This window comes from Streptomyces sp. NPDC056222, from assembly GCF_042264065.1.
Classification (GTDB): domain Bacteria; phylum Actinomycetota; class Actinomycetes; order Streptomycetales; family Streptomycetaceae; genus Streptomyces.
This window is the reverse complement of record NZ_JBHJTL010000186.1, coordinates 1-4,387: the sequence shown is the minus strand read 5'-3', so window position 1 is coordinate 4,387 and position 4,387 is coordinate 1. Positions and strand designations below refer to the sequence as shown.

General features: G+C 73.5%; 4 protein-coding genes. All 4 read right to left on the bottom strand.

Annotation, left to right across the window (positions count from 1 at the left end):
* Positions 1-143: 143 nt before the first annotated feature.
* A complete protein-coding gene (locus ACFC0D_RS38145) occupies positions 144-1,109 on the bottom strand; it encodes a cation diffusion facilitator family transporter (RefSeq protein WP_376446615.1) in 966 nt (321 codons plus the stop codon).
* Between the two features lie 66 nt (positions 1,110-1,175).
* Positions 1,176-2,327, bottom strand: a complete 1,152-nt coding sequence (gene manA, locus ACFC0D_RS38140) for a mannose-6-phosphate isomerase, class I (RefSeq protein WP_376446612.1) — start codon at positions 2,325-2,327, stop codon at positions 1,176-1,178.
* Positions 2,328-2,465: 138 nt separating this feature from the next.
* On the bottom strand, positions 2,466-3,623 hold the full coding sequence (locus ACFC0D_RS38135; protein WP_376446610.1) for an SIS domain-containing protein: 1,158 nt from the start codon (positions 3,621-3,623) through the stop codon (positions 2,466-2,468).
* A gap of 119 nt (positions 3,624-3,742) precedes the next feature.
* Positions 3,743-3,925, bottom strand: a complete 183-nt coding sequence (locus ACFC0D_RS38130; RefSeq protein ID WP_189550595.1) for a Trm112 family protein — start codon at positions 3,923-3,925, stop codon at positions 3,743-3,745.
* Between the last annotated feature and the right edge of the window lie 462 nt (positions 3,926-4,387).

Below are 4,387 nucleotides of genomic sequence, written 5' to 3'. Positions count from 1 at the left end.
GTTGGGCTGCGGACTGGCGGGGTGGTTGGTCGGCCGTCGGCGCACGCCGGTCCCGGTTCGGCCCCCGCTGGTATGTGATGTGGCCCCCGGGCCGGTGGCGGCCCCGGGGGCCTCCGCCTTCACTCCGTGGGGCACGGGTCCCGTCAGTGGCCCGGGCCGCCCGGGGACTTGGCCGGGTTGATGCCGGCCGCCGCGGCCGACTCGTTGTAGATGTCCGGCTCCAGGTAGATGACCCGGGCGATCGGGACGGCCGCGCGGATGCGTTCCTCCGCCGCGTTGATCGCCGCCGCCACCTGGGAGGCCGTCTCGTCGGTGCGGACGGCGATCTTGGCGGCGACGAGGAGCTCCTCGGGGCCGAGGTGGAGCGTGCGCATGTGGATGAGGCGGGTGACGGTCTCGCCGTCGACGACCGCGGCCTCGATCTTCTTCACGTCTTCCACGCCGGCGGACTCGCCGAGCAGCAGCGACTTGGTCTCGGCGGCGAGGACGATCGCGATCAGGATGAGCAGGATACCGATGCAGAGGGTGCCGATGCCGTCCCAGATGCCGTCGCCGGTCAGGAGGGCGATGCCGACGCCGCCCAGGGCGAGGAACAGACCGACGAGCGCGCCGAGGTCCTCCAGGAGGACGACCGGGAGCTCGGGCGCCTTCGCGCGGCGCACGAACTCCTTCCAGGACTGGTTGCCGCGGATCGCGTTCGATTCCTTGATGGCCGTACGGAACGAGAACGTCTCGGCGATGATCGCGAAGACGAGAACGCCGATCGGCCAGTACCAGTCCTCGATGGGGTGCGGGTGCTTGATCTTCTCGTAGCCCTCGTAGACGGCGAACATGCCACCGACCGAGAAGAGCACGATCGAGACGAGGAAGGCGTAGATGTACCGCTCACGGCCGTAGCCGAAGGGGTGCTGCGGGGTCGCCTCCCGCTTGGCCTTCTTGCCACCGAGGAGCAGGAGCCCCTGGTTGCCGGAGTCGGCGAGCGAGTGGACGCTCTCGGCCAGCATCGAGGACGAACCACTGAAGAGGAACGCCACGAACTTGGCTACCGCGATCGCGAGATTCGCGGCGAGTGCCGCCACGATCGCCTTGGTTCCGCCTGACGCGCTCATGGGTGTACGTGTTCCCTTCGTCGGTGCTCCGGCTGTGTTGCCGCCATACGGCCGGTCATTGTTGCATCAGGCGACGACGGTGGCGCGAAACACCGTTCCCGTACCGGACAGTTCGGTCGTTTCACCCGCCGGTACAAAAACCGACTCGCCGGGCGCGAGGGTCACTTCGCCCGCCTTGGGCCGGCCCGCGACGGCGAGCAGGATCTGCGGGGTGCCGGCGGTGACATCGGTGGGCGCGGCGCCCTCCGCCCGTACGAAACGGGACAGGCTGAACTCGTCGATCGGGGTGTCGTAGACCTCTTCGCCCGCCGGTGACGCTTCGGGACGCAGGACGGCCGCCTCGTTCGGCTCGAAGCGGACGACCCGCAGCAGCTCCGGGACGTCGACGTGCTTGGGGGTGAGTCCGCAGCGCAGCACGTTGTCGGAGTTGGCCATGATCTCGACGCCGAGGCCGTCGATGTAGGCGTGCGGCACGCCGGCACCGAGGAAGAGGGCTTCGCCGGGCTGGAGTTGGACCGGGTTGAGCAGCATGGCGGCGATGACGCCGGCGTCCCCCGGGAAGTGGTGGGCGAGGGTGGCGTACGGAGCGTGGGCGCCGCCCAGGCGGGTGGCGGCGGCCGCGGCCTCGGCGACGGTGTGCGCCATCTCCTCGCGGTCGGCGACGAGCAGGGCGGTCATGACCTCGCGCAGCGCGGCCTCTTCGGGGTGGGCGTGCAGCAGGTCGACGTACGGCTTGAGGGAGTCGACGCCGAGTGCGGCGATGGTGTCGGCGGCCTCGACGGGGTCGCGGAAGCCGCACAGCCCGGTGAACGGCGTGAGGGCGCAGATCAGTTCGGGCTTGTGGTTGGCGTCCTTGTAGTTCCGGTGCGGCGCGTCGATCGGGATGCCGGCCGCCTCCTCGGCGGCGAATCCGGCCTTCGCCTGGGCGAGGTCGGGGTGGACCTGGAGGGAGAGCGGGGCGCCGGCGGCGAGCATCTTGAAGAGGAAGGGGAGGTGCGGGCCGAACTTCGCGACGGCCGGTGCGCCCAGTTCGCGTTCGGGATCGGCATCGATGACCTCGTTGAGCGGTCCGCGCTCCGTGCGGGACGGGGCGCCGGGGTGGGCGCCCATCCACATCTCGGCCTGGGGCTCACCGGTGGGGGTGGTGCCGAGCAGTTCCGGGATGGCGGTCGTGGAGCCCCAGGCGTAGGGGCGGACGGTGTTGACGAGGCGGTCCATCGAACGATTCCAGCTTTCCTCAGTGCGGGAGGTGGGTCGGCGGAGTGTCTCAGCGGGTGGTGTCCGTGGGGTGTCTCAGCGAGGTCTTCCGGGGTACGGACGCGTACGGCGGAGTACGACGGAGTACGACGCTGTGGGTCAGTGCTGCGGGGCGATACCGACCGAGGCCAGGGCGAGGTAGACGGCGGCGAAGTCGGTGACGGCGAGCAGTTCGGCGAGGGTCTCCAGGTCTCCGCCCTCCTCCGGCTCCAGTTCGCTGATGGCCGTGCCGTGGCTGAGCGCCAGTTCGCGGGCGGCGGGCGCCGCGGTCAGGCCACCGGCGTCGGCGGGACGGTCGCGCAGCAGGACGACCCGGGCGCGCAGGGCCTGGGCCTCGTCGACGCGGTCGCGGAAGAAGTCGTCGGGGTCGGCGCCTGCCGCGTAGTCGCCGGCGAGCAGTACGCCGTGGGCGGGCAGCGCCTCGGGCAGTTCGGCGGCGAGCGCGGGCAGTCCGGCCAGCTCGGCGAGGACGGCTGCGAACCGGCGGCCGACGGGTCCCGCGGCGTCGCCCTCGGTCCAGATCAGCGGCAGCGAGTCGGCGAGTTCGGCGGCGAGCGTCTTGGCCGGGTTGCTGTACGTGGCGATGGCAGGGCCGCAGCGTTCGGCCGTACGGTCCAGGCGGTCGGCGACCTTCTCCAGCGTCTCGGACGGCGCTTCGACGAGGCCGACACGGTCGAGGAGCGCGAGGAGCGGGGTGAACAGGGCCCACAGCGAGCCGGGTCCCGCGGCGAGGGTCTCCTCGTACTCCTCGGCGCTCTCGTGCGGGGCCATCGCCATGGGCACGAGCAGTCCGCGGGGGCCGCTGACGGCCTCGGCGAGCGGGGTGTTCCTGGGCGCGACGGCGACGACCGTGATCCCGCGGCGGTACGCCTGCTCGACGAGGAGGGCGAGTCCGGGTTCGGAGCCGTCGGTCGTCGGGATCAGGAGCAGATCCACGGAGCCGGCCCAGCCGGGGAGTGCCCAGCGCAGGGCGCCGGCGGCGGGGGCGACGCCGGTGGGCTGGAGGCGGATGACGGGAGCGGAGGCGCCGGCGAGGGCTCCGACCAGGTCGGCGACGCCGGCGGCCGCGGTGCCGGGGCCGGCGACGAGGACGGAGCGGGGCCGGCCCTCCGGACTGAGTTCGTCGATGCCGGCCTCGGCGGCGTGGCGGGCGGCGGTCCGAACCCGTGCGCCGGCCTCGGCGGCGCCGCGGAGCAGACCGCGGCGGTCGGCGAGGGCGAGGGCGTCCGGTGCGTCGAGGAGGGTCTCGTCCAGCATGGGGCCTCCGAGGGCGGGGCGGGTGCGGCCGGTGATGTGTGCCCGACCGTCGGCCGGGTTCTGTTTCCCTACCCGCCCCACCGGGGTTCGGATCTTCCCTGGGTGGGGCGGCGCCTGCCTTACGCCGGGCGGCGGGCCTCGTCGACCAGGAGGACGGGGATGCCGTCGCGGACCGGGTAGGCCAGGCCGCAGTCGTCACCCGTGCAGATCAGCTCGGGGGTCTCGGCCGCCGTGCGGTCGTTCAGCGGCGCGTGGCACGCCGGGCAGGCCAGGATCTCCAGGAGGCCGGCTTCGAGCGGCATGAGGTTTCCCTTCGAACAAACGGTGGTGGTGCTGCCCTTTGGGCCAGGTCAGCCTACCGCCGGGGGACGGGCCGCGCGGCTCCGCCGCCCGGCCCGTCCCTCGGGGGTGAGGGGCGGTCCGTGCCGCGGGGATGGGCGGTCCGGCGGGGGACGGTCGGTCCGCCCGCTGCACGGGGACGGTCGGCCCGTCCTCGGCGGAGGCAGTCGGTCCTCCCCGGCGGGGTGGGGCGGCCCATGCCCCGGCGGCGAGCGGCGCCGGGGCGTCCCGGCGGGGGCGGTCGGTCCTCCCGCTGCACGGGGACGGTCGGCCCGTCCTCGGCGGAGGCAGTCGGTCCTCCCCGGCAGGGAGACAGTCGCTCCTCCCCGGCGGGGTGGGGCGGCCCATGCCCCGGCGGCGAGCGGCGCCGGGGCGTCCCGGCGGGGGCGGTCGGTCCGGCCCCGGCAGGGAGAGGGTGTCGGCCC

Coding starts and splice junctions, on each gene's coding strand:
- ACFC0D_RS38130 (WP_189550595.1), bottom strand. CDS start 3,925: ATGCCGCTCGAAGCCGGCCTCCTGGAGATCCTGGCCTGCCCGGCGTGC.
- manA (WP_376446612.1), bottom strand. CDS start 2,327: ATGGACCGCCTCGTCAACACCGTCCGCCCCTACGCCTGGGGCTCCACG.
- ACFC0D_RS38135 (WP_376446610.1), bottom strand. CDS start 3,623: ATGCTGGACGAGACCCTCCTCGACGCACCGGACGCCCTCGCCCTCGCC.
- ACFC0D_RS38145 (WP_376446615.1), bottom strand. CDS start 1,109: ATGAGCGCGTCAGGCGGAACCAAGGCGATCGTGGCGGCACTCGCCGCG.